The organism is Hoeflea phototrophica DFL-43, from assembly GCF_000154705.2.
GTDB classification, from domain to species: Bacteria; Pseudomonadota; Alphaproteobacteria; order Rhizobiales; family Rhizobiaceae; genus Hoeflea; species Hoeflea phototrophica.
The window spans coordinates 3,528,756-3,554,331 of the sequence record NZ_CM002917.1 but is presented as its reverse complement, the minus strand read 5'-3'; the positions used below and the strand labels follow the sequence as shown (position 1 = coordinate 3,554,331).

Here is a 25,576-nt window from a genome sequence, read left to right as displayed (position 1 = left end):
GGCCATGCCTGATCGCGCAAGAACGGTAAGGCGGCTCGCCTTCTGGTCGATCCCGCTGGCGCTCGGGGTCATGGCCCTGAAATTCGTTGCCTGGTTTCTGACAGGCTCGATCGCGCTTTATTCCGATGCGCTGGAATCCACCGTCAATGTGATTGCGGCGCTGGCGGCCTTCATCGCCATCGGCTACGCGCAAAAACCCGCCGATACCGGGCATCCCTACGGCCATCACAAGGCCGAGTATTTCTCCGCGGTGCTTGAAGGCGTGCTGATCGTGGTCGCGGCACTGCTGATCGTGCATGAGGCGATTGGCGGCCTGATCGCGCCCATGCAGATCGAAGCGCCCGCCCTTGGTCTGGCGATCAATGGCAGCGCCGCTGTCATCAACGGCATTTGGGCCTTTGTCCTGATCCGGGCCGGGCGGCGCTACCGGTCTCCGGCGCTTTCGGCCGACGGTCATCATATCCTCTCAGATGTTGTGACCTCCGTTGGTGTGATTGCGGGACTGATCCTGGCGATCATGTTCGACCAGCCGCGGCTTGATCCGTTGCTGGCGCTGATTGTCGCCATCAATGTGCTCTGGCAGGGTTCGAAGGTGATCAGCGCGTCGGTCGGCGGCCTGATGGATCAGGCCATCGATCCCGCCGATGAAATCCGCATTCACGAAATCATCAAGGCAGAAGCGGACGGGGCCATCGAGGCTCATGACATCAAGACCCGGATGGCCGGGCAAGTGTCATTTGTCGAGTTTCACCTGGTGGTCGATGGCGGCATGACCGTGGAGCAATCGCACACCATCTGCGACCGGCTGGAGGCCGCGCTCAAGCGCGAGGTCGACGGCATTCAGGTGATCATTCATGTCGAGCCGGGGCACAAGGCCAAGGAAGAGGGCGTGCAGCTGGGGTGAGGGGCGGTGGAGCCGCGCCTACCATGGACAATGGATTTGGGGCAAAACGCCTTGGAGAATCACACCAAAACACTCTAGCCTGCAAACAGCTCACCGACACAGGACACTCGCAGTGGACATCGAGATGATTCGCGCCGCGCAAGATCGGCTGGACGGCCATGTGCGGCGCACGCCCCTTCTCACATCTCCGTTTCTCGATGAGATCGCGGGCCGGCGCGTCTGGGTCAAGCCCGAGTGTTTGCAGCACACCGGCAGCTTCAAGTTTCGCGGCGGCTGGTCCGCTGTCTCGGCAATGGATCCGGATGTTCGGGCGCGTGGGGTCCTCGCCTTTTCCAGCGGCAACCACGGGCAGGGCGTGACGTTGGCCGCCACCCGGCACGGTGCACCGGTGGTCATCGTCATGCCGTCGGATGCGCCGAAAATGAAGATCGACAACACCCGTGCACTGGGAGCCGAAGTGGTGCTGTATGATCGCGCCAACGACGACCGTAATGCGATTGCCGCGGAACTGTCCACAGCGCGTGGCCTGACCCTGATCAAGCCCTTTGACGAGCCGCAGGTCATCGCCGGTCAGGGCACCTGCGGACTGGAAATCGCCGAGCAGGCCAAGTCCGAGGGCGTCACCAACGCCGATGTGCTTGTGTGTTGCGGCGGCGGCGGTTTTGCGTCAGGCATAGCGCTGGCTCTGGAGGCGGACGCGCCCGGGCTGCGGGTCCGGCCGGTGGAGCCAGAAGGGTTTGACGACATGGCCCGCAGCCTGGCCTCGGGCGTCATCGAGAGCAACAGCCGCCGCGCCGGTTCGCTCTGCGATGCCATCATCACCCCGCAACCGGGGGACCTGACCTTTCCGATCATCTCGCGGCTGGCCGGTCCGGGTCTGGTCGTGAGCGAGGATGAGGCGCTTCATGCCGTTGCTCTGGCTTTCTCCCGGCTCAAGCTTGTCGCCGAGCCTGGTGGCGCTGTCGCCCTGGCCGCTGCGCTGTTTCATGGTGACGAGATCGAAGGTGGGGACGTGATCGTCACGATCTCGGGTGGCAATGTCGATGCGGATGTGTTTCGCATAGCTCTGGAACGGTTTGCCGCCTAGGCAGTTTCGGCGCGACCGTTTCCAGCGCAGAAGGCTGTCAGCCATGCCGGCATGGTCAGTTCCGGGGCTTGTGCGCCTGGTCGAGGACCAGGTTGGCGAAAGCTGTCACCGGTCTTGTTTCTTCTTGCTTGCGGCCCTGGGTTTTTGCGGCTTCGCGGCGGCTGGTGCGGCGTTGGGTTGCGCGTGATCCGGCGTTGCCATCTTGCTCAACAACACCTGTTTGAAAACTCGCACCATCGATTCTGTTTGAACTGGCTTGCGCATTTAACAGGTTCCTTCTGAAGCTTTGTCTCCGGCTTGCGGCGTGGCCGGGAGCGTTGATGGTCTCGCCCCCGGCCGCTTCTTTGGTTGGCAGCTCGCTTACGCGCAGATGCCGGTGCAGGTGCCCAAGATGCAGACGCCGTAGCACTGCTTGCCACCGGGGCAACAGGACTGGCCAACCCCTGCGCTGGCTGTCTTCAGGGCGTCACGATTGACGGGTGCAGACTGTTTGGGAGACTTCATGGTTCACTTCTCCGTTGGTTGTGAGCCGCCGCATAGCGCTTTGGGCTCGGGCTAAGACCAATCCACCATGGATTGATCAAACATTGCGCAAGGCAGGCACGCCTTGCGAAAATCACATCTGGGTCAGCGGTGCAGACCATTGGCGCATCGGACCGATGGTTACCGGCAAGGTCTCGCTGACATCGACGGTGAAGCGGTAGATCCGGCCGGCGCGGCGTTCATTTTCGGGATCGAACATCTGCAACTGGACATCCCAACAATCGGAATCGGGCCGGCAAATCGGGCTCTTGTTGACCTTGATGGTGTAAAGCTCCAGCTCCTTCTGGGCGGCTTGGCTGAAAGCACGCGCGGCCTGGAATGCATTGGTGGCGGCGAAATTGATCGCCCGCTCCTGAGGTGCCGCGCCCAGATTGCGCAGCTCGTCATAGACCCGGACGAGGAAGTTGAAGATCTTGTCGTCGGCGGGTGCATCGCCAGCTGAATTCTCCGCAAATTCCCTGACCTGGGCGACCAATTCCTGGGTCTTCCACTCCGCCATGCCGCGTTTGTCGGGGTAGAGCATGGGCAGGATCATGCCGTTCATCAGCCGGGTGGTGCCCTTGATGAGGCCGGGGATGCCGACGCGGTGCATGCCGCTGTCATCGTCCAGCGCCCCTTTTATGGAGTCGATCAGCGCCTGGTAGATCTCGACTGCAAACGGGCCTGCCGGCTGGATCGCGTAGATCGGAATTTGATCCTGCATGAGGACGAAGGTTACACCGCCGGCGAATTCCGGATTGTCCGACAGGAAATCCAGCAGTTGCGCCGGGGTGTTGGCCGCCACCGCACTTCCCATCTGCTGAACGATCGCGTCGTAACGGGCCTCTGTGCCGTAGTCGAACCACAGCGCACCGAGTGCATAGGCGATCGCCGGTGCAGACTCTCCGCCGCAGCCGCAACTCAGTTGCGAGAGTGTCGGGCTGTGCGGGTTGGAGGCGGACTGGGCCACCGGCAAGGCCGGGGAAGCTGCAGGGGGAACTGTCGCGCTGACGGATGTGGAAGCCGTAACCTCTTCCTTCTTGTCCTGGCAGGAACAGGCACTCTGCCCGATGTCAGCGGCGGGCTGCATCATGTCAGTCGCACTTGCCGCAGCTTGCGGCATAACCGGTGCCGGCTGTGGCGCCGGGGCGGGCTGTGCGGCAATTGGGCTTGCTTGGGCAGTCGGGTGTACATCGCTCATGTGAATTCCCTCCAGTGGTTTGGGTTGCGTAAGATGGCTGGGCTGAACGGGGAGTGGGGGTGTCCGTGCAAAGGCTCGCTCCTCGAAGAGTTGAAAGGCCGCAGCGATGTTGAGCCGTCCGGCCAGGATGCGGCTGCAATCCTCGTCCTGCTCGGGAACGCACGCATCAGCGCTATCAAGTATGACCGACATGATGTCGATCGGGTCCATAGCGACGCCGGTGCGTTGGGCCTGTGCCAGCAACTGGCCGGCGACTTGTGTGACCACGGCCGTGGCGTAGCTCGTTCCGGAACGGGTCAACGCCTCGTTGCCGGTGCCGGTGACCTGCAGTTCGACGCCCGGCGCCAGGATGCCATTGGCTTTGTAGGCTGCGCCGAAATTGCTTTTCTCAAACGGACGGCCGTCGAGATCCATCGCGCCGACCGCAAGGACGCCATTGATGGCGGCGGGGACATGCAAGCAGGCGCAGCCGTCATTTCCCGCGGCAGCTATGATGAGGATGCGCTTGCTCAGGCAAAGATTGACCGCGTCCTGGAGATGCCGTCCGGCTTCGGAACTGGCGGCTTTCTGTCCGGCGCTGATGTTGACAATTGCGGCGTCGCGTTCAGCAGCAATGGTCAAAGCGCGGGCCAGATCCATCTGGGACGCCATGGCTGCCGTCGAGCCGGTGCCAGAATGAAAGAAGATCGGCAATGACAGGCATGTCAGGGGATTGTGTTCGGGAGAGCCGTTGGCGCCATTTCCGAAAATCAGGCTGGCGATTTCGGTTGCATGCGAATCCGGCTTGTCGAAACCATCCGGGATCATGGCCCGTTCAACCGAAACCGCAACACCCGACAATGCGTTGCATTCCGCATCAACGATACCATCTATGATTGCAATACAAGCCACGTGTTTACCACCCAGTCATGTCTGTTTCAAAAAGAACGCTGTTTACGGAGTGCTGGCAAAACATAAGATAGCATTAATAGTAGTCAGCAATTTATTGGTGTGTCAAACCCCAAGCGAAACAAAATTTGGAAGTCGATTTACGCTAAATAAAGCATTGATATTGTTTTCTATTTTCCGAGAATTCGAAATCAAAGTTGGTTGTACTGTGGCTTCCCGGAATTTTAATTTCGCCCGATTTCAGGGATCTGCGAATCCCGGGCATGCGTTCAAAAAGTCATGAATGTTCGATTCATGTTTGTTTTTTCGAGTACATTCTGCGCTTCGCGAGCGCTCTGTCCTCAGCGGCGCGGCTTCCAGCAATGGGTGGCGCTGTATTGGTGTGCCGGAAGCTTGCCGCCACACTTATCGCGTGTGTTCAGAGGCGCGGCGGGCATTTTCAGGTCTGCCGGAAGTGTCCGATGGATCTGATTCGGTTGCCGGCAGTCACACCAAAAAGCCGCGCGAGAAAACCCGCGCGGCTTGTCAGCGAACAGGACCTGCGTCAGGCGGCGTGGCCGTGCAACCGGTTGTGGAACATCGGGTTGTTACGCGTGCCGGAGAACGTCTTGGCGAGCGCCAGGACGCCGAGATCGGCCAGCGGTTCGATGATGATCACCAGCATGTAGGCCGCGCCGAAGGCTGCGATCTGCGACAGGTTTTCGGCGCCGAAGCCATGGCCGTACAGTGCCCAGAAGCCGACCCACATGACGATGCCGCCCTGATAGCTGGTCGACAGCGCCAGGGCCTGCTTGTAGCTCACATCCTTGTAGGCGGTGCCCGCCGGGATGATGCGCTTTGCGATCAGCGACATGGCATAGAGCGGCACCAGAAGCGTGGTGACGTTCATGCCGTATTGCGGCAGGTCGAAGGGGGCGAAGGCAACACCCTGGATCAGCAGGCCAAGTGCCAGACCGATTGCCGCCGGCCCGGCGCCGAACAACAGATAGAGCGTCGAGCCGAGGATCAGGTGAACTTCGGACACGCCGACCGCGTGATGCGGGAACACTTCAAAGAAGGTGAAGACCATAAGCGTGGTGACGACCGAGCGCATGCCAAGGGCTGCAAGGCCGCCATCGTTGCGGATCGTGTCCCAGGACATTTTCATCATCAGGCCGCCTGCGGCAGCGGCCGTGGCATAGCTCAAGGCCAGTTTTGCGCCGTCAACGACGCCAGGTTCGATATGCATGGTGTAATCCTTTCCGCACCCTTCGTGCGACAGGTTGAATTCGGAAGCTGTTGTGCTTCCCCGAAATCCGGGCAGGTCTCCTGGCTCGCGCTTGATTGCCGGCATCCGCCTTCCCGGGTTTCCCCAGTGGCATTGTGGATGCGGCTCACGCTCACAGTTGCGAGGGCAGCCACGGATCGGGCCCCTTTATTGGGTCGTCCCTACCGTGTTCCCTTTTCATCCCAAAGGCTTGGCCTTCATGGAACCCGAATCCGCGCAAGCTACGCCGCCGGTTTGAGATTTGCAATTGTCAGAAACGACGGTTTTTGCCGTAGGGCTGGTAGCGGTGCGCGACTTGAAACTGTCCTTGCGCGAACGCGGAGAGGGCCGCCGCGACGGTCGGCTCCGGGCCCTTTTCATAGCCTCGATCTTTAGCGGTGACCGGCACTCACGGCCCAAAGCCGACCTACGTTTTTAGGCAGCCCAGGCGCGGTTGGAGCCCATACCTACCCAGAACGCTGTCGAAGTATGCTGACAATCGGAAGACATGCTTTCGACGGCAAACTGATCAGGGCAGGGCCGACAACTGGTTCACTCAAGTGCCACGAGTTCGCGATCATGTCGCGGCGATCGTCCAAATTTTCGGGAATATTCCCTCGAAAATTGTGCCGAGCTTTCGTATCCAACACCGAATGCGATCTCCGACACTTTCGCGCTGGAGGTCTGAAGCGCTTCGCGCGCCCGGAGCAGGCGCAAATCCTTCTGGTATTGCAGCGGAGACGTTCCGGTCACAGCCTTGAATTGCTCGAAAAAGGCCGAACTGCTCATGCCTACATCCCGGGCCAGTTCCTTGACGGCTATGGCCCTGGCGAGATGGGTTTGTATGTCCCTCGTCGCCTGAAAAATGCGACTGGCCGTGCTCTCATGCCACAGCAGTTTATGAAGCGTCTCGCCGTGCGGCCCCATCAGCAGGCGGGCGTGGATTTCCCGGGCGGTGATCGGGGCCAAAAGGCGGCGGGTCGCGTCGGTATCGCATTGGCTGAAATAGCGCCATAGTGCATCTTCGATCTCTTCGTCCGTGTCGCAAAGGTGAATTGAAAACGGTTCCGAAGCCCGCGAGACTGACGAAGGCAACACTGCCGGGGCCAACGAGCGGAGCAGGTCCAGATCAAGCGGGAAGACCAGCGCAACATAGGGTAAATCGGGCGCTGCCTCGGTAATTCGTGACACAACCGGCAAGGCGTGGCTGACGATCAAAGACTGGCCTGCGCGCACGGTTATTGTTCTTTTATTGGTTCCAACCTCTTTTGCACCTTGCAGGATGAGGCAAATCAGTGGCCGATAGACGGTGGGATTCTGGCCCGTGGGAGCCTCGTGGCGAAGAAGGTGTGTTCCACTGTCCTCATGGAAAAGCGCCCCCTCGCGCAATCCCGATTGATCAAGCAGTGACGACACTCGGGTGACCAGTGCCTTGCGTATCATGACAATTTCCTTTGCTCAGGCGCTACGCATAGCATGGAAAGGCGAACGAAATTACCAAAAAAGTCCGGATCTGGAGGATCGTGCAAGAAATCAAGACAAATCATAAAGATTAGGGCGGTTGCGTCGACTATCGTGCTGATATCAACACGAAGGGATAGCAGAGATGAAAAATGTCTTCATAACCGGTATCGCAGGTGGCTTCGGCAAACCCACGGCGCTGGCTCTCTTGGCAAGGGGCTACGTCGTCGCCGGAAGTGTCCGCAGCCGCAGCGGAAAGAATGCCGCGACTGTTGCCGAACTGGAAGCGGCCGGCGCGAGGATTATCGAGATGGACGTGACCGACACGGCGAGCACCGAACGCGGTGTCTCTGATGCCATCTCGCAACTTGGCGGGCTCGACATCTTGTTCAACAATGCGGGCATTGGCTCCTATGGCATCCAGGAGCTGATGTCTCCAGAGGACATGACACGGGTTCTCGACGTGAACGTCATGGGCGTTCAACGGGTCATGCGGGCAGCGTTGCCGCATCTGCGGGCGCAGGGGCGCGGCACCGTGCTCTACACCTCCAGTTTGATCGGACGGATTGCGACCCCGTTCTACGGCACCTATTCGGCATCGAAATGGGCGCTGGAAGCTATCGTCGAATGCTACCGTACCGAGCTATCAGGGTTCGGGATCGAATCCTGCATCATCGAACCCGGCGCCATGCCGACAGCCTTCTTTGATGGCATGGTGACACCGAACGATGCTGCACGCGAGGCCGAATACGGCGACTTCGCCGCTGTGCCCGCGATGTCCAGCAACGGACTGGTCCAGATGCTCGACGCAACTCCCGATCAGCGGCCGGAGCGCATTGCGGAGGCGGTCGTCGCTCTTCTGGACAGGCCGCTTGGTGAAAAGCCCTTCCGCACGGTGGTCGACTATGTCGGCGTCGGCCCTGAGATCGAGCGTTACAACGAAGTGCTCCACGACGTCACCCGCAATATCTTCACCAGTTTCGGCATCGAACAGATGCTCGATCTGAACGCTTGAGGCGGCTTACATGAAAACCATACTGATCACAGGAGCCTCATCGGGCATCGGCGAAGCAACGGCGCGGCACTTTCAGGCAAGAGGTTGGAACGTCATCGCCACGATGCGTGCTCCGTCCGAAGACAGCACACTTGCCGATCTGGACAATGTGCTGGTGACGCGACTGGATGTCACCGATGCCGCCTCCATCCCGGTGGCAGTGGCGGCGGGCATTGAGAAGTTCGGTAAGATCGACGTGCTGCTCAACAACGCGGGCTACGGCGCTTACGGTGCGCTTGAGGCGTTTACGATGGAGCGTATTCGGCGACAGTTTGACACCAATGTTGTCGGTCTCCTGGAAGTAACCAAGGCCGTTCTGCCCCATATGCGCCAAAATCGTTCGGGCACGGTCATCAATATCTCTTCCATCGGCGGCCAGATCACCTTTCCCCTTGGCACCTTGTACCACGGCACCAAGTTCGCGGTCGAAGGTCTTTCAGAGGCCCTGCACTACGAACTTGAACCGCTTGGCATTCGGGTGCGCATTGTTGAACCCGGAATGATCAAAACGAACTTCGGCGGCAGGTCTTTCGATTTCGCGATGGATGAGGGCCTTTCGGACTATGCACCGACCGCCGAGGCGATGGGCCGCCTGTTCGGCAAGCTGGCATCAAACCCTTCCGCACCTGAAACGGTAGCGGAGGTCATTTGGGAAGCCGCGCATGAGGACGGAGATCGTTTGCGTTTCCGCGCCGGAGAGGATGCCGCACGGCTGTTGGAAGACCGAAAGAGCCAGGATGACGGAACCTTCATCGGTGGCATCAAGAAGTTGATGAGTGGCTGAGCCAATGTTTGCTACGTTCGCATTCTCGGCAATGGTTTCCGGTGCACCAAATGTCCGCTCCCCGCCCTTTTCGCGTTTACGACCATATCAGTGGCCGTCAATAACGTGGCCGTATTGAAAATTGCCAAAGCCAAACGTGAATGGATAGGATTTGCGGCCAACGTTCTGTTGGTGCTGCGGACGGTAGGGGAGGCATGGAGAAAGCGCCATGTCTGCTTCGAACCTACCTATGGTTATACCCTCAAAGAAGGCTTGGAATAACGGCCGCATCATAGGGCAAAAACGACCACTGCTGCCTAAGCATGTCTGGGCTATCCGCGTGCGCCTCGAATTGGCAAATTGTGTCCGCGATCTGGCGCTCTTCAATTTGGCCGTCGATAGCAAACTCAGAGGATGCGATCTTGTCAAACTCAAGGTGGCGGATGTCTATGCATCCGGGACGATAAAAGAACGAACCTCAATTCTGCAGAGCAAGACCAAGACCCCCGTCCGGTTCGAGATTACCGAAGGTACCAGGAAGGCGCTCGCAGACTGGATCAATGATCCGCAAATGCGTGGGCATGATCATCTTTGGCCTGGACGAGTGCATAGTCGGTTGCACATATCGACCCGCCAGTATGCGCGACTTCTCAAGAACTGGGTATGTTCCATTGGTCTCGAACCATGTGCCTACGGAACGCATTCAATGCGGCGGACCAAGGTAGCCCAGATATACAAGAAGACTGGCAACTTACGCGCCGTCCAGCTCCTACTTGGACATACGAAGATGGATAGCACTGTCCGCTATCTCGGCGTGGATTTAGAGGATGCTCTGACGATCTCTGAAGCTGTCGAAATTTGATAGTTAAAGGGCCGACGTTTTTGTCGGCCCTCGGGAGACAGTCAGCCATAATCCGGCGTGCTGCGGCACGCCCCATCGATGCGGCCATTCGTTACTGGTGCAGAATCTCAGGGGTCGTGGTGTCATCCTGTGCTGACAGCATGGAACTGCAGCGCCTTCTGTGGCAGCATCTTGACATGATCGAATTCCGCACTCTCGCCGATGACCATCCCGATCTCGCGCATTCTCCCCTCCTTCGGGGCGCTCTCCTGACCCTGCAATATGCGCAGGAACACGGATCAATCGGCCTGACCAAAACCAAGGCCTTTAAGCGCGTTTTCGTCCATTGGGCCGTCGAGAATTTCAACTGGCCAGGGAAAAGCGCAGAAGAGATGTTCCGCTACAACAAGGTAGTCAATGAATATGAGTTTCCCCCGGTCGAGGTTCTTCATTTCCTGCTGATTTCCCTGCGCCTGGGACGCCATATCAAGGGTGAGTTTCGGTTGACCAAGCGTGGCACAAAGCTGGCGCAAGCCCCTGGCCACCTGTTTGCCGAGTTGATCCCATACTTTGTGCTCCAGATCGATCACGCTTCTTATGCGCGCTTTGACAACCGACCCTTCGGAAAGTGGGACGTCTGGATGAACGTGATTAACGTCGAAGCCGATCATGGCACGACCGAGGCTGCCTTGTTCAAAACGTTCTACGGTGAGCCGCAAGACTGGCACACCGTGGGGTGGCGAGAGATGGCTGCGTTCTCAGCTTGCGTGCTTCGGCCGCTCGAATGGGCTGGATTGCTGATGGAGACTCGCAAAGACGACGGCGGCAAGCATGTGTGTCATGTGTTCAAAACCCCGCTCTGGCGCAGCGCAATCAAACTCGACACCGACGACATGCTGCGACCAATGTCCCTTCAGTGAGAGAGCTTTTCCCTGTTCGCAAGACAAAGCGCTGTTTGCGCATAGCGGCCCAAAGCCGACCTACGTCTATAAGCAGCCCAGGTTCAATTAGAGCCCATACCTACCGAGAGCGCGGTCGAAGTATGCTGACGATCGGATGACATGCCTTCGACAACTGGTTCACTCAAACGCCACAAGTTTACGGTCTTGTCGCAGTTATCGTCCGAATTTTCGGGAATATTCCCTCATTTATGGAGATGTCTTTGATTTCAGATGTTTTTTGTCGATTTTATTTTTGCCCATATTGCATTGCGTTGCATAAACCTTTGGGTCCGAAATCATTGACTCACTTAAAAAATGAGGTTTTGTTAATCCTTATTTCCAGTCGACCATGGGTGCAATATGAACTTTCTTATTCGCTTTTTGGCAACTCTCGCTCTGGTTTGCTCTGTCACTTCCACAATGCATGCTCAAGAAAACGCTGTCGCATCTGCCGAAGTCGGCAAGGTGATGATCGTGCTTGATGGCTCCAACAGCATGTGGGGGCAGGTCGATGGTGAGGCCAAGATCACCATTGCCAAAGAGGTGATGACTGATCTCATCACAAATTGGGATGACAGTGTGGATCTTGGCTTGACGGTTTATGGGCATCGCCGCAAGGGCGATTGTGCAGATATCGAGGTTGTTGCCATGCCTGGAAAGGTCGACCGGCAGGCTCTCATCGACAAAGTCCAGTCTATCACCCCCCGCGGAAAAACTCCAATCAGCAAGACGCTGTCGCTGGCGGCCTTAAGCGTTGGCTTTTTTTCCGGCAAATCATCCGTGGTGCTTGTCAGTGACGGGTTGGAAACCTGCAATGCAGATCCATGCGCCCAGGCCAAATCACTTGGGATCATCAATCCCGGATTTGATGTTCACGTCATTGGTTTTGATGTGACTGAAGAGGAGTTCAAAAGCCTGCAATGCATCGCCACCGAGACCGGCGGGAAATTTTTCCGAGCCAACAACGCCGAGGAACTCAAGGATGCGCTTCGTCAGACAGTTGCCGCCACTCCGGCTCCAGATCCTACGCCGCCTGCGGAGCCCGAGCCTTCATTCTTTCTTTATGCAAAGCTATGCGAGACTTGCGATCGGTTGCCAAATCTAGATGTAAGCTGGGATGTAAAACGCGGTGGTGCGGATTTTTATAAGGGCTTGGGTGTTCTGTATCCGAACGACCCGGTGTTTGAACCTGGCTCTTATCCGGTCACAGCCCGCTATTTCTCCAGTGCATTGGCGAGAAATGCGGAGATTGTGGTTGGCCAGAACGGTCAGCAGATCGGAGAAGTCAATCTTGATGGCGGCGGTGTAATTCTCTCTGCTTATGCTGGTGATGACAAGACTCTTGCCGCGGATTCCATGTTCTACGAGTTCTTCCCAATTGTCGATGGAGCTGTCTCAAGCAAGAGAATCAACATTGCTGTTGAGGGCGGCGGAGTGACGTGGCTGCCTGCTGGTAATTATAAGGTGGTTGCAAAACACCAGTCGATTACGGAAACGGTCGAATTGGAGATTGTTGCCGGCGAGACCATCAAGCATACCTTCGATATGCGGTTTGGGTACTTAAAACCAAGTGCCGTGATGATGCCTGGCGGTCCGACAGTGCCAAGTATGGCCTTTGAGGTCTATTCGAACCGGGATGCCGCGAACGCAGGTGGTGGCGACAACCTTGCATTTGGTCTTCTTGGTGCCAAGATTGCCCTCAAACCTGGAGCCTACTTTCTTAGGACATTCTACTCGGTTTCATCGGTATATACGGCGCGGGTTGACCCTGTGAACGTCGAGTCCAATGCAATCGCGGAACCCGTTATCAATCTGAATGTGGGGCTGGTCGATTATAAAATCGTCAGTGCCGAGAACGCTTACAAGTATTTTGGTGTGGATCTGCTGAGAGTAACGGCCGATGCGCCGGATGGTGCCGAGCTAAGTTTTTCCGTTAATAGGATAGGCAAAGCAGTTCTTCCAGCAGGCCAGCACCGATTGGGAATTTACAACCGCGGTGAGTATCAACTCAGTGATGTCTTTGAGGTGGTTGCAGGTGAAACAACCAAGTTGAACGTCAGTATTCCATAAGGATCTTCTTCAATGATCATGAGCTCAAGGTCAACGATCATGGCTGTCGCGTTTGGATGCGCTTTCGTGGTGCAGCCGGCAAATGCCCAGTCGCTTGATGTGCCAGTGATGGAATACGCGTCTGATGATCTGGATACCTGCGCCTTGGGAGAGGTTTTCGGCCTCAAATCCGATGGCGATGGATTCCTTGCAGTGCGATCGGGGCCCGGCAGTGATTTCGCCAAGCTTGATGAAATTCACAATGGAGACCGGGTCTGGCTGTTTGAACAGCGCGGCGATTGGATTGGCATTTTGTATGGTGCAAATGAAGTGAGCTGTAGCCCCATAAAAAAGGACCGCATTGTCCCATATCCAGGCAAAAAGGGCTGGGTGCACCAAAAATGGATCGCGGTTATCGCGGGCTAACGGTTTATTTTCTCGAATAGAACGAGCGGAGCGCTGCAGATGTCCAAGATTTCAAGGCCAAGGAATTTCAATGCCCGTTCAGTTGGTCGCGTTTTATGCCTCACATTCTTGCTGAGCAGCACACCCCTTGCCAACGCTGATACATGGGAGATCGAAGGTCTGGAGCCCGCAGGTGAACTTGCAACTGCGGAGTTCGAGTTTTTGAAGGTGCGTCGTGCCGAAAACGCCATAGGCGACACGCCCCAAAACGCGCTGGATACGGTTGCTTCCATTCGGGAAGAGCTTTCTGAACTTAACCGGAAAATCGATGAAGGAACATCTGCCTACAATATCCGCCGAGAAGCGATGCAGGATGAAATCGCCCATGACGAAAACCTGCTCGCAATAGCAACAAAACGTGTTGCAGCGGAACGCGCCGAACTCAATCAGCGGCAAGACACCATCCTCGCTGCGCTGAACAGAATTCTCGACAATGGCGACGCTACGGCCAGTCAACTGGAGGAAATGCGCACCAGATTTGGCGGCGAGTTGACCGAGATTGAGGATAGGCGGGCGACGCTTCGGCAGGAATTGACGAATGTTGAAACAGCACTCAAACGCCGGGATGCCCAGCGCGAAATAGAACTTGATGAACTGAGAAGCCAAATCCCTGACGCTTCCGAGCGAATGAGTATCGAAGAGCGGCTCAGGCTTGCGAGCCGCATCGGGTTTGAGGCTGAGGAGAAGTTGTCGAAACTGCGTGCCCTTGCGCATGAGAGGGCAACAACGTTTTTGGAAAAAATGTTGGAAACTGCCCCGGAGCACCTTGAAAGTGTCACTGCCAGCTTCAAAGGCGAGGAGTTTTACAGCGCCAGATGGGTTCCCGAAGGAGAAGCTGAAGCTTCTAGTGAAGCGGAACAGGCGGCAGCGGCGGCGATCCTGATGAAAGAAGAAGAAAACCTGGCCATTCTTGAGAATTCGACCCGTGTCTGGCGCAGCAAGGTGCGCGAATTGGCTCAAGCTATCAAGCAGGAATCCGATACGGCGACGCAGATGCTCAATCTCATCGCCGAGGAAAACATCCGTACGATCTATATCAATACGGCAGTGGAAATGGGCGGTACCATTGCAGGCGCGCTGGCGACCGGTGGCATAGCTGCGATCACCAAGTTCGCAGCTGAAACCAGTACCTTTGTCGACGGTATCGGCAAGGTTCGAAGATCATTTGCCGAAATGCCACTGATAGACGAAAAATCTATCGTGGAGACAGTGGGGGCAACTGTTGCAAAGATTATCAATTTGGAGGCCGTGGAAACACTCACGCAAGCTGACAATATCTACGATTTGGGGACAACCATAACAGTCAATCAAAAAACGGGCTTGCGATCTGATGCAGCTCTGCTCATTGCCGGAGACATGTCGGAAATGCTCGCGACAAAAGGTCTTGAAGCGGGTGTCGCGATAGCAACGAGCTACCTCGGCAAAGTGTCGTCCAAAGCGGCGGAAAGCACCAGTAGTATTGTGCGCGGCGCTGGTATTGATTTTGCCACAACGGGTATTAAAGCAGCGGTTACTGCTCGCGCCCAGGCGGTGAATAAAGCGCGCGCGGAAGCCTATTTTGAAGCTCATTTGGCCGCGCAAACGCTGCATGTAACCTTTTTGGAGGCCAAGCGCATTTGGTTGAGGCTGGATGCAGTTTCCAAAGCGCAGAAAGAGTTGGTCGATGCAGCGCGGGTCATCGCAAAAAACGGTCCGCAACCCCTGAAACTTGACGTGCAAGGCAAGGCTGCCGGGGCGGCAAAAGGCGATACGATTGAGCTAGAACTGACGTTTTCGAAACCCACGATCGCAGCTCCGCAGGTTCAGGCGAGCGGGCTTTCGTTCACAGACTTAAAAAAGAGCGATGCAAGCAACCGACGCTGGAAAGTGACTGCAACGCTCGACGAAGATATTGAAAATGTCACCCTTGATATTGGATATGATAAGCAGGAACGCCCCTGGTTTTTACTTGACAGCAACCCCGCGACACCGCCCCGTCTTGCCTCGCTTCTAAAAGATCATTGGGAGGGGTATGAAGCGGGAGCAGACCAAAACCACGTCATCACACTGCAAAACAACAGCACAAACTATGTCTGTGCCCTACCGGAGGTCGCCAACAAACCAAGTGATGAAAACACTATCGTGGCGGGCATCGTTCAGCGCGAAACGCTGGCCGATTGCAGCTACTGGGGGGTCGAAGGATTCGGCGTCCTTGCAATGCAACGCAGTGGCGATGAATTCACGCTCGAATGGGCCAAGACATTCAAATATGACCCGACTTCAAGTCATGACACACGCAGGGTTCTGAACCGTCGAGCCAGTGGTATTAGATATTGGGATTTCGACAAAGGCCCGTTCGTAAAAGCAAGAATAATCCCGCCGCCTACTGACGATGACATTTGGGATGACGATCACTTTGTGCTGACCGGCACAGCGCAAGCCAGCGTCAGTCGCAACTGCGGAATGAGAGATGCGCCGGAAAAATACGTTCAGGAAACGCTGGGCGAGACGGTTTACATGCTGATGAGCCCCTTAGTTTCCGGTCACTACGATGGCCTCATCGGGCGAGGCGCGCTCACAATCGTTTTTGATCGTTCAGAGATGTTTAAGCGGGAAACGGTTTATACGGTGCAGGCCAGTGAATTCAGGACCGAGCGCTATATCGGAATACCTGACTGTGTCCGTCATCTCTATCCCGCCACGCCGACGAAGACAGATGGCGGCGGTCTTGATTTCCAGAAGGACACGTCCACTCCAAAAAGTGGGCGGATCCCACTTCATGCCAGGCGGTTGGATGCTGGCATTAGCCTGGATGACGTTACGCTCGACAAACTTGCAGAGCTCACCTCCGATGATTCCCTGAAAAACATTCCCTATGTCGCTCCCGACCCTCAAAAACAGATCGAGCTAATGAACCAAATACTGGAAAGGGGCGAACATCCAGGCGAAGCCAGGTGGCGCCAATTCATGGTGAGCGTGGATGACCATATTCCATTCACAGGCGCGGAATTGGACCAGATCAAGAAGCATCAAGATTCTCTGAACGAGTAAAGTGTAGTGGTTCAGATGGTCACGAACAAATCAAAGACAAGTGGAGGTCGACGCAGAACGTCCACTTCCCGCCCGCTTCAGCCGTTGGTGGAAAATCCGCTCTTGGTCGATTCGTCGGCTCAGCACCCGTCGATGCACAGCCCTATGGCCGGTGTTATGCCGGTTCCCCAACACACCGATTGCCGCAGCCTCCAGTGGCTGATACCGAAATCCAATGGAACGGCGTGATTCAGACCGGTGGGATGTGATGGGGAGCGGGCTTGCGACCGCCGGGATCATCCTGGCGTCGGCCGGCTTTGGGCTGGTGCCGTATTTCGCGCGCTCGCTGACGGCGGAGGGCATGGCGCCGCATGCGGTTGCCTTTTTCCGGTATGCCATTGCTGCAAGTGTGTTGCTGCCGTTTGTCTGGCAGGCGCGGGCAAACTGGAAAGCGCTTCTGTGGGGGCTGTGTGCCGGTGTCTCGATGGGCGTTGGCTGGATCGGCTATGTGCGTGCGGTGGAGGTGGCGCCTGTTTCGACGGTGGGCGTTCTCTACATGACCTATCCGGTGTTCACGCTGCTGATCGCCTGGCTGGTGTTTGGCGACCGGCCCGGCAGGTGGGCCGTGACCGGAGCCATCATGATCATTGTGGCCGCTGCGCTGGCCTCGTCGCCCGCGGCGGTGGCGGCAGAGCATCTTCCCGCCCTTGTGCTGTCGCTTGCCGCGCCGTTGGGGTTCGGCTTCGGCATCAATGTGCTGGTGCACAAGCTGGTGGTGCTCAAGCCGCTGGCGCGGATTTCCTGTGTCAGTCTCGGTTCGGTGCTGGGGCTGTTGCCGCTGCTCGCGGCAACGCCGATTGAGGCTTTGCGGCCTGTCAGTGCTGAGGGCTGGTGGCTGGTCGTGGGCATCGCGCTGGGCTCGGCGCTGGTGCCGCAATTGCTCTATACGGTCTGCGCGCCGGTGATCGGAACCGCCCGGACATCGATTGCCGGAAGCTTCGAGCTGCCGACCATGTTTCTGGTGGGCTGGTTCGCCTTTGCCGAGCCGGTGGGCCTTGCGCAATGGGCGGCCTGCGCCATCGTGATATCGGCAATTGTGCTCACGCCCGGAAAGCCGGTCAGGAGCATTGCCGGCACTGCCGCGGTGGGCATTGATGACCGCGGAGGCCGCTGAGTTTTTTGGTGCAATGCAGCGTAAATCCAGCCGCGGCCTTGACATGGCCGCATTTGTAAGGCCTAAGAGGGCAACTGGATAGGGGCCCTTTCGGCCGCTGCACGCCGCCATGATGCTGAGCGTGTTCTGACTTCCCCTAAAATCCACCTTGAAATTTTCGCGTCGGCCAGCGGCGATGCGCCCAACCCGAACACCTCCGATCGCGGCTTTGCCGCACCGGCGGGATTGTTGTTATCGGGCATGGTCCGCGTTTGGCGGCGCTGAAGCGCACGCCCCGATGCCTGCCCCCATTGAAAGATATATCATGTTGTTTTCCCAACTCGGCCTGTCCAAGGCCCTTCTCGATACGCTTGACCAGTTGCACCTGACCACGCCGACGCCGATCCAGACGCAGGCGATTCCGCCCGTCCTTGAAGGCCGCGACGTGATCGGCCTGGCACAGACCGGCACCGGCAAGACCGCGGCGTTCACGCTGCCGATCCTGCACCGCCTGGCGCCCGGCAAGCCCGCCGGCCCGAAAAAGGCGCGTGTGCTGATCCTTTCGCCCACCCGCGAACTCTCGGCGCAGATCGCCAAGACCGTCAAGGATCTCGGCCGCAAGCTCAGCCTGCGGTCCGCCGTGGTTGTCGGCGGCGTTTCGATCCGTCCGCAGATCAAGACACTGGCCTCGGGCGTTGATGTGCTCATCGCCACGCCGGGCCGTCTGATGGACCTGATCGAACAGCGCGCCGTCTCTTTGAACGAGATCGAAGTGGTTGTCCTCGACGAGGCTGACCAGATGCTCGACATCGGTTTCATGCCGGCGATCAAGCGGATTCTGGCGATGACGCCTGCGACGCGGCAGACGCTGTTGTTCTCGGCCACCATGCCCAAGGAAATCCGCCAGCTTTCCGACCGTCACCTGACCGATCCGATCGAAGTCTCGGTGATCCCGGCCAAGAAGACCGCCGACCGCGTCGAGCATTCGGTGATGCACATGCAGCCCGGCGCCAAGATGGGCGCGCTGGCGAGCCTGATCCGGGACCGCAAGGGCGAGCGCGTGATCGTGTTCACCCGCACCAAGCGTGGCGCCGACAAGGCTGCCAAGCGGCTTGAGGGTGACGGCATCAATGCCGCCGCCATTCACGGCAACAAGTCCCAGGGCCAGCGCGAGCGCGCGCTTGCGGGTTTCCGTGCCGGCACCGTGCCGGTGCTGATCGCCACCGACATCGCCGCGCGCGGCATCGACGTGCCGGGTGTGAGCCTGGTGGTCAATTACGAGTTGCCCAATGTTCCCGAAGTCTATGTTCACCGCATCGGGCGCACCGCGCGCGCCGGCGCCGAAGGCACGGCGGTGACGTTTTGCGCACCGGATGAACGCTCGCTGCTGCGCGACATTGAAAAGATGCTGAAGGTGGCGATTCCGGTCGAGAATGCGCCGGAAGGCACCTATGTGGATGCGCTGGCCGATCCCGATGGCGATTTCGCGCCGCTCAACCGCACCCAGCGTCCGCGCCAGGGGGCGCGTCCGCAAGGCGCCAAACCGCAAGGCCAGGGCCGCAACCGGTCCGGCAATGGCCAGGGCCGCGGCAAGCCCGGCGGCGGCCAGGGCCGCAAGCCCGGTGGCAACGGCCTTGGCCGTGCGCCTGCTGAGGCCCAGGGTGAAGGCAAGCCTGCCGCCAACCGGCATCAGCCGGCCGCCAATTCCAACCGCAATGGTGAACAGCCCGCAGCCGCAAAACCGCGCCGCCGCCGCCGCCGCCGCAATGGCGAAGGCGGGCAGGGCGCAGGCCAGGGCGGCAACCAGGCTGTTGCGCGCGGCTGAGCCCACGCGTTTGACAGTGGTCTGACAAATCAGGATCCCAGATATGCCCTCCGGCGCGTGCGTTTGCCGTTCGCGCCGGAATGCTGTCTGGGGTTCTGTTTAACCTTCCTTTGCGCTCTGCCATTGTTTCGCGGGCTGGTTCGTACTATCTGCGAAGCACAGGAATCACACGGAGACTGGCCATGAGCGACGACGACGACAAGACAACCGAACTGCCACTGGGCAAGGAGGCGGAAGCCAACCTTTTCAAGTCGCGCTCGATCTTCATCTATGGCGGCATCACCCAGGAACTGGCGCACAAGGTCTGCGCCCAGCTCGCAGCCCTGGCAGCGGCCAGCGACGATGATATCCGCATCTTCGTCAACTCGCCCGGCGGCCATGTCGAATCGGGCGATTCGATCCATGACATGATCGGCTTCATCAAGCCCAAGGTGTGGATCATCGGCACCGGCTGGGTCGCCTCCGCGGGCGCGCTGATCTATGTGTCGGTGCCGAAAGAGCAGCGGCTTTGCCTGCCCAACACCCGCTTCCTGCTGCATCAACCCTCGGGCGGCACCCGCGGCATGGTCTCCGACATCGAGATCCAGGCCCGCGAGATCATCAAGATGAATGCACGGCTCAACGCGATCTTCGCCAAGGCCACCGGCCAGAAGATCGAAAAGATCGCCGCCGACACCGACCGCGACTACTGGCTCTCTGCCGAGGAAGCCAAGGATTACGGCCTGGTGGGCAAGATCATCACCAATCAGAGCGAAATCTGAAATCAGTCAATCAACTGACTTATGGAAACCCCGCAGGTGAAAGCCGGCGGGGTTTTTTGTTGGGCTCGCTTTTTGGCCTATCTGGATTTGTGCTTCTTGGCCTGCTTGACCATCTTGCCAAACGCCTTGTCCTTCGAGCGGCGCTGGGCGAGGGTTGCGGTGTTGTGCCGGTCTTCGGCCAGCAGTTTGCGCCAGCGCGCCAGCCGCGCCTCGTCGATCAGGCCCTTGTCGAGGGCGGCGAGTACCGCGCAACCCGGTTCGCTGACATGGCTGCAATCATTGAAGCGGCAGTCGCCGGCCAGTTCATCGAGATCTGAAAACACCTCGGCCACGCCGGATTCGGCATCGGTCAATTGCAGCTCGCGCACGCCGGGCGTGTCGAGCACGGCGCAGCGGCCGGCAATGATGTGCAATTGCCGGTGCGAGGTGGTGTGGCGGCCCTTGGCATCATCCTCGCGGATCGAGTTGGTGGCGGCGACCTCGCGGGCGGAGAGCGCATTGGTCAGCGTTGACTTGCCGACGCCCGACGAGCCGAGAAACGCCACCGTCTGGCCGGGCTTGCACCAGGGGGCGAGCAGGGTGAGCGGATCGTCGCTCCTGGCGTTGAGCGTGAGCACCGTGACCGCATCGGAAATTGCCTGGGCCTCGGTGACATAGGGCAAGGTGTTGCGGCACAGATCGGCTTTGGTCAGCAGGATCACCGGCGTCACCTCGGCCTCGAAGGCGAGCGCCACGTAGCGCTCGAGCCGGGCGACGTTGAAATCGGCGTTGCAGGAGGTGACGATGAAGGCGGTGTCGATGTTGGCGGCGATCAGCTGCACGCTGACATCATGGCCCGCGGCGCGGCGCTTGATCAGGCTCTTGCGCTCGAGCAGCCGGCTGGCGCTCGGCAATTCGTAATTCAACAGCAGCCAGTCGCCCACCGTGGCATCGGCGCGCGGCGGCACCACCATGTCGATCCCGTCGCCCAGCACCCGCAAGCCGCTGCGATGCACCTCCGTCACCCGCACCGGCGGGGTCGTGGCGAGCTCGTCGACGCTGGTCTGCCGGGCAAAGAAGGGCTGCCAGCCGAGTTCCTGCAGCTGCGAAAGCGCGGGCGTTTTGCCCGTATCGTCTGCGCCGGGCAGCGTGAATTTGGAAAAATCGCGTGGCATGCATCATGGCTTTCGACAGGAGAGCCGCCCGGTGCGGCGCCCGGACAATCCCTTAGCAGACTTGCGGCGGGCGCGCACCTTCAGCGCTTGGAAAGAGTGCATGTACGGTATCGCTCAATGGAATCCAGTTGAGTGCGGCATGCATCGCCATGAGCGGGGTGAGGGCGGAACGCGGGCAGGTTCCAGGCCACGCCAAATCCTCCGCGCGCGAGATTCTCGCCAGCGGGGTTGATCAGTGTCCGGAGGGCCGCACGCGGGCTTTGCCTTACGGAATGGTTTTGGTGTGTGCATGCGCGTTATCGCTAACGCTACATGCACGGGGTGGCGCAGCGCGCGCGCGGCCCAAAGATTGCCGGATGATGTCCGCATCCGACAGGCAGATCCTCGCATTCCCGGGATTTCACCCCCGCCCGGATTGCTCCGGCCGCAGCCTGGACAGGCCGCGGGAATGGTTTTCTCGGAGTCCGGCACGGACCCTGACGCGCCACGATTGACGCCTCATGTCCGCCACAGGCCCGCACCGGTGTTCCATCACACAGCCTGCCTTTCGGCCGGCATGATGCGAAACCCGGCCCGGTGGCTGGCTTTGCACGGTCCTCAAGCAAGAACCGCCCGCCAGCGGAGCTCCGATGGTGTCCGCCTCCTCAAGCGACCTGCCGCACGTTACGCCAGATCCCAAGAGGCCTTCCTCCCGCCTGGTCCGACACGTTCGCGATCCATCCGGCAGCGGGAGTACGAAGATGATGGCATGGCGGCTGAGGGTGGGGATGAAATTGGCGTGGGTTTTGGATAAGGGGTTGTTTTGATTGAAGCTGATTGCTTTTCCCCTCCCCCTTGAGGGGAGGGGTCAGGGGTGGGGGTAAGGCCACAGCACAGATGTTGATGGCGGCTCACTGGCTCCAGCAAAATACCCCCACCCGGATCGCCTGCGCTGACGCTTGTCTCTCCGACCTCCCCTCAAGGGGGAGGTGGGGTGCTGCGGGCGCTACGTCCGATCTCCCCCTTGCGGGGGAGATGCCCGACAGGGCAGAGGGGGGTATTGATCCGGCTTCGGTGCTTGCGGCGTCACCCCCCCTCTGTCACCTACGGTGACCAAGGGCGAGCCACGGGTCTCGCCCGTCCTTCGGACCCCGCCGCAGGGGGGGGAGATTGGGGCCGTGGACCCTCACACACCGTCATGCCGGACCCCGAGCCGGGAGACCCATTCTCACCAATATTGAAAAGAGTCTCTCACCGCGCGGACGCGCGGTGGCTGGATCCCGGATCAAGTCCGGGATGAGGGGGGAGGGGCGGTACGAAATTCTTCAAAGACAGTGGAGAAAGTGGGCGATGTCATTCCAATCCGGATTCATTGTCTCAATCAGATCGATCTTCCATTGCCGGGGCCAGTTCTTGATGGTTTTTTCGCGTGCGATTGCTTCCGTCACGAGGTCGTGCTCCTCGAACCAGACCAGCGTTTTCACCCCGTATTTCGAGGTAAAGCCCGGCGTCAGGTTGTTCTGGTGCTCATAGAGGCGGCCCGGCAGGTCGCTGGTCACGCCGGTGTAGAGCGTGCCATTGCGCCTGGAGGCAAGGATATAGACATAGCCTTTCCGCATTCAGTCATGATTGCATGACATGTACCTGCTCGCAAAAGTTTTGAGGCTTGTCGCAAGGGTTGATTGCGCTTGCCTTTCCCGGTGATGCCAGACTTTCCGGTACCTCCCTCTCCTCCGTCATGCCGGGCTCGATCCGGCATCCAGCAGGCGAGCGTCTGCGAGCCGGAAAACTGATATGTTTATGAAGTGAAGGAGTCTCTCACCGGGCAGACGCCCGGTGGCTGGACCCCGGATCAAGTCCGGGGTGACGGTTGGAGGGGATGCCGATGAAAGCGGTCATTGGCGGCAGCTGCGACCATAAGATCTGATGTCGTTGACGGAGAACGAGAAATATATTGTGGTCGTGAAGGACGCATTGGAGCGTGATTCCCCGAACCGGAAGACACTATCCGGGCCAGTTACAAGAAAAGTCTCTCACCGCGCGGACGCGCGGTGGCTGGATCCGGGGGCTACGACGTCGCTTCGCTTGTTTGGATCAAGCCCGGTATGACGGGGTGAAGCGGGAGAGTGCTTTGCTCTTCTAAATTTTCTTGCCATCCCCCCGATCCCGCGCTATCACGCCACCCATGAACACCAACGCGCCCAAGTTCCAGTCGTCCTTTGCCCGCTTTGCGGCGGCGACGGCTTTGCATGCGCGGCTTGGCGGCCTGCTTCTTCTCGCACTTAGCGGCGATCGCCGGGCCCGTTGAGGAGCGTCCGGCGGTCGAACCGCCGCTGATGCGCTCCTGCTCCTCTCCAGACTTTACATTTTTCCGACAATGCAACATGACGGCCTGAGGCCTGTTGACGCCGCGCGATACGCGGCCTCCGGCCGGGCCAGGAACGAGAGAGCACAATGACCGCACATACCGCATCCGGACCCAAGGGCATGCCGAAGGCAGCCGAGAAATACCACGCCTATCCGTTGATCGATCTTGCCGACCGGACCTGGCCGTCCAGGCAGATTACTCAAGCGCCGATCTGGTGCTCGGTGGATCTTCGCGACGGCAATCAGGCGCTGGTTGATCCGATGGGCCATGACCGCAAGGCGCGGATGTTTCAGCTGCTCTTGGACATGGGATTCAAGGAAATCGAGATCGGGTTTCCCTCGGCCTCGCAGACCGATTTCGATTTTGCGCGCTGGTGCATCGAGGAGGGCAATGTGCCCTCCGATGTGTCGCTGCAGGTGCTGGTGCAGTGCCGGCCCGAGCTGATCACCCGCACCTTTGAAGCGCTGGAGGGCGCGCACCGGCCGATCGTGCATTTTTACAATTCGACATCGGAATTGCAGCGCCGGGTGGTGTTCGGCAAGGATGTGGCGGGCATCAAGCAGATCGCGGTGGATGCGGCGAAGATGGTCAGCGACATGGCGGCGAAAGCGGGCGGCGGCTACCGGTTCGAATATTCGCCCGAGAGCTTCACCGGAACCGAACTCGAGGTGGCGCTGGAGATCTGCAATGCGGTGATCGAGGAGATGCAGCCGACGCCTGACAACAAGTTGATCCTCAACCTGCCCTCGACGGTGGAGATGTCGACGCCCAATATCTATGCCGACCAGATCGAGTGGATGTGCCGCAACATCGACAGGCGCGACAGCGTGCTGATCTCGCTGCATCCGCACAATGACCGCGGCACCGGCGTGGCGGCCGCCGAGCTGGGGCTGATGGCGGGCGCCGACCGGGTCGAGGGCACGCTGTTCGGCAATGGCGAGCGCACCGGCAATGTCGATGTGGTGACCATGGCGCTCAACATGTTCACGCAAGGGGTGGACCCGATGCTCGACTGCACCGACATCGAGCGGATGAAGGCGGTGTATGAATATTCCAACCAGATGGCGATCGGCGAACGGCATCCTTATGTGGGCGAACTGGTCTATACCGCGTTTTCCGGCTCGCACCAGGATGCGATCAACAAGGGCATGAAGGCGATCCGCCAGGCCAACAAGCCGGACTGGGAAGTGCCTTATCTGCCGATCGACCCGCAGGATGTGGGGCGCACCTATGAGGCGATCATCCGGATCAACTCGCAATCGGGCAAGGGCGGCATCGCCTATATCCTGCAGGAGGATTACGGGCTCAACCTGCCGCGGGCGCTGCAGGTGGAGTTCCGCGAGGAAATCCAGAACATCACCGATGTCGAGGGCCGCGAGCTGCCATCGTCGCGGATCCATGAGAGCTTCATGGAGATCTATGTCAACCAGCCCGGCGCGCGGCTCGGATTCGTCGATCATCACACCCACACCGATCCCAACGCCAAGGGTGTGCGCGTCATCTCCGCCGAAATCACCGACAATGGCGAGACCAGGCGTATCGAGGGCCGCGGCACCGGTCCGATCGACGGGTTTGTGAATGCGCTTTCAACCTACCTCGGATTTGAGCTGACGGTGGCCAACTATTCCGAGCACTCGATGCAGCATGGCTCCAATGCGGCGGCGATCTGCTACATGGAAATGGAAACGCCGTCGGGCAAGCGGTTCGGTGTGGGGATCAACACCAACATTGTGGCGGCCTCGCTTGCGGCCATCGTGTCTGCCGCCAACCGCACGCTTGCGGCTGAGAAGAACTGACAGCCTGAAGACCGCCGCCGGGCTGGTGCCTGGGCGGCGGTCTCTCCATCTGCCGGGATGCACAAGTGACGTGCAGGGACAGGGTGGCTGGCGACAAGCTCTTGGGAGG

General features: G+C 59.0%; 19 protein-coding genes and 1 riboswitch. Of the genes, 13 read left to right on the top strand and 6 right to left on the bottom strand.

Annotated elements, in window-relative coordinates; all coding sequences use genetic code 11:
- Positions 1-4 precede the first annotated feature (4 nt).
- The gene (locus tag HPDFL43_RS16790; RefSeq protein ID WP_007198585.1) at positions 5-904 is read left to right on the top strand and encodes a cation diffusion facilitator family transporter; all 900 of its coding nucleotides are present in this window, start codon (positions 5-7) and stop codon (positions 902-904) included.
- Between the two features lie 124 nt (positions 905-1,028).
- A complete protein-coding gene (locus tag HPDFL43_RS16785; protein WP_040450418.1) occupies positions 1,029-1,991 on the top strand; it encodes a threonine ammonia-lyase in 963 nt (320 codons plus the stop codon).
- A gap of 105 nt (positions 1,992-2,096) precedes the next feature.
- Here HPDFL43_RS16785 and HPDFL43_RS22020 read toward each other — a convergent pair whose 3' ends face one another.
- The 4 genes from HPDFL43_RS22020 to HPDFL43_RS16765 form a co-directional block, all read right to left on the bottom strand.
- A complete protein-coding gene (locus HPDFL43_RS22020; protein WP_156970315.1) occupies positions 2,097-2,255 on the bottom strand; it encodes a hypothetical protein in 159 nt (52 codons plus the stop codon).
- A 352-nt stretch (positions 2,256-2,607) separates the two neighbouring features.
- Positions 2,608-4,605 carry a S8 family peptidase gene (locus HPDFL43_RS16775; protein WP_007198582.1) on the bottom strand — a complete coding sequence of 666 codons (1,998 nt, stop codon included), beginning with the start codon at positions 4,603-4,605 and terminating at the stop codon, positions 2,608-2,610.
- Positions 4,606-5,146: 541 nt separating this feature from the next.
- Positions 5,147-5,830 carry an energy-coupling factor ABC transporter permease gene (locus HPDFL43_RS16770; protein WP_040450416.1) on the bottom strand — a complete coding sequence of 228 codons (684 nt, stop codon included), beginning with the start codon at positions 5,828-5,830 and terminating at the stop codon, positions 5,147-5,149.
- 53 nt (positions 5,831-5,883) lie between these two features.
- Positions 5,884-6,094: riboswitch (cobalamin riboswitch) on the bottom strand.
- Positions 6,095-6,400: 306 nt separating this feature from the next.
- Positions 6,401-7,291 (bottom strand): AraC family transcriptional regulator, encoded by an 891-nt coding sequence (locus tag HPDFL43_RS16765; RefSeq protein ID WP_007198580.1) that lies wholly within the window; start codon positions 7,289-7,291, stop codon positions 6,401-6,403.
- A gap of 163 nt (positions 7,292-7,454) precedes the next feature.
- On the opposite strand from HPDFL43_RS16765, the gene HPDFL43_RS16760 reads away from it, so the two are divergent.
- From HPDFL43_RS16760 to HPDFL43_RS16715, 10 genes are all read left to right on the top strand, one after another.
- A complete protein-coding gene (locus HPDFL43_RS16760) occupies positions 7,455-8,324 on the top strand; it encodes an SDR family NAD(P)-dependent oxidoreductase (protein WP_007198579.1) in 870 nt (289 codons plus the stop codon).
- 10 nt (positions 8,325-8,334) lie between these two features.
- Complete coding sequence (locus tag HPDFL43_RS16755; protein WP_007198578.1) at positions 8,335-9,147, top strand: SDR family oxidoreductase; 813 nt, start codon at positions 8,335-8,337, stop codon at positions 9,145-9,147.
- A 208-nt stretch (positions 9,148-9,355) separates the two neighbouring features.
- Complete coding sequence (locus tag HPDFL43_RS16750) at positions 9,356-9,988, top strand: tyrosine-type recombinase/integrase (RefSeq protein ID WP_040449296.1); 633 nt, start codon at positions 9,356-9,358, stop codon at positions 9,986-9,988.
- A gap of 140 nt (positions 9,989-10,128) precedes the next feature.
- A complete protein-coding gene (locus HPDFL43_RS16745; RefSeq protein ID WP_007198576.1) occupies positions 10,129-10,887 on the top strand; it encodes a hypothetical protein in 759 nt (252 codons plus the stop codon).
- Positions 10,888-11,268: 381 nt separating this feature from the next.
- Positions 11,269-12,978: a vWA domain-containing protein gene (locus HPDFL43_RS16740; protein WP_156970314.1), complete on the top strand. Its 1,710-nt coding sequence runs from the start codon at positions 11,269-11,271 to the stop codon at positions 12,976-12,978.
- A 12-nt stretch (positions 12,979-12,990) separates the two neighbouring features.
- Entirely contained in the window at positions 12,991-13,383 is a 393-nt protein-coding gene (locus HPDFL43_RS16735) for an SH3 domain-containing protein (RefSeq protein WP_007198574.1), read from the top strand.
- A 39-nt stretch (positions 13,384-13,422) separates the two neighbouring features.
- Positions 13,423-16,452 carry a hypothetical protein gene (locus HPDFL43_RS16730; protein ID WP_156970313.1) on the top strand — a complete coding sequence of 1,010 codons (3,030 nt, stop codon included), beginning with the start codon at positions 13,423-13,425 and terminating at the stop codon, positions 16,450-16,452.
- Positions 16,453-16,666: 214 nt separating this feature from the next.
- On the top strand, positions 16,667-17,605 hold the full coding sequence (locus HPDFL43_RS16725; RefSeq protein WP_007198572.1) for a DMT family transporter: 939 nt from the start codon (positions 16,667-16,669) through the stop codon (positions 17,603-17,605).
- A 304-nt stretch (positions 17,606-17,909) separates the two neighbouring features.
- Entirely contained in the window at positions 17,910-19,409 is a 1,500-nt protein-coding gene (locus HPDFL43_RS16720; protein ID WP_040450413.1) for a DEAD/DEAH box helicase, read from the top strand.
- A 182-nt stretch (positions 19,410-19,591) separates the two neighbouring features.
- Positions 19,592-20,170 carry an ATP-dependent Clp protease proteolytic subunit gene (locus HPDFL43_RS16715; RefSeq protein ID WP_007198570.1) on the top strand — a complete coding sequence of 193 codons (579 nt, stop codon included), beginning with the start codon at positions 19,592-19,594 and terminating at the stop codon, positions 20,168-20,170.
- 77 nt (positions 20,171-20,247) lie between these two features.
- Here the strand turns inward: HPDFL43_RS16715 and rsgA are convergent, their stop codons facing one another.
- Complete coding sequence (gene rsgA, locus HPDFL43_RS16710) at positions 20,248-21,324, bottom strand: ribosome small subunit-dependent GTPase A (RefSeq protein ID WP_007198569.1); 1,077 nt, start codon at positions 21,322-21,324, stop codon at positions 20,248-20,250.
- A 1,304-nt stretch (positions 21,325-22,628) separates the two neighbouring features.
- Positions 22,629-22,922 carry a GIY-YIG nuclease family protein gene (locus HPDFL43_RS16705; RefSeq protein ID WP_007198568.1) on the bottom strand — a complete coding sequence of 98 codons (294 nt, stop codon included), beginning with the start codon at positions 22,920-22,922 and terminating at the stop codon, positions 22,629-22,631.
- An 835-nt stretch (positions 22,923-23,757) separates the two neighbouring features.
- Between HPDFL43_RS16705 and leuA the strand changes: the two genes are divergently transcribed.
- Positions 23,758-25,467 carry a 2-isopropylmalate synthase gene (gene leuA, locus HPDFL43_RS16700; RefSeq protein ID WP_007198566.1) on the top strand — a complete coding sequence of 570 codons (1,710 nt, stop codon included), beginning with the start codon at positions 23,758-23,760 and terminating at the stop codon, positions 25,465-25,467.
- The last annotated feature ends 109 nt before the right edge of the window (positions 25,468-25,576 follow it).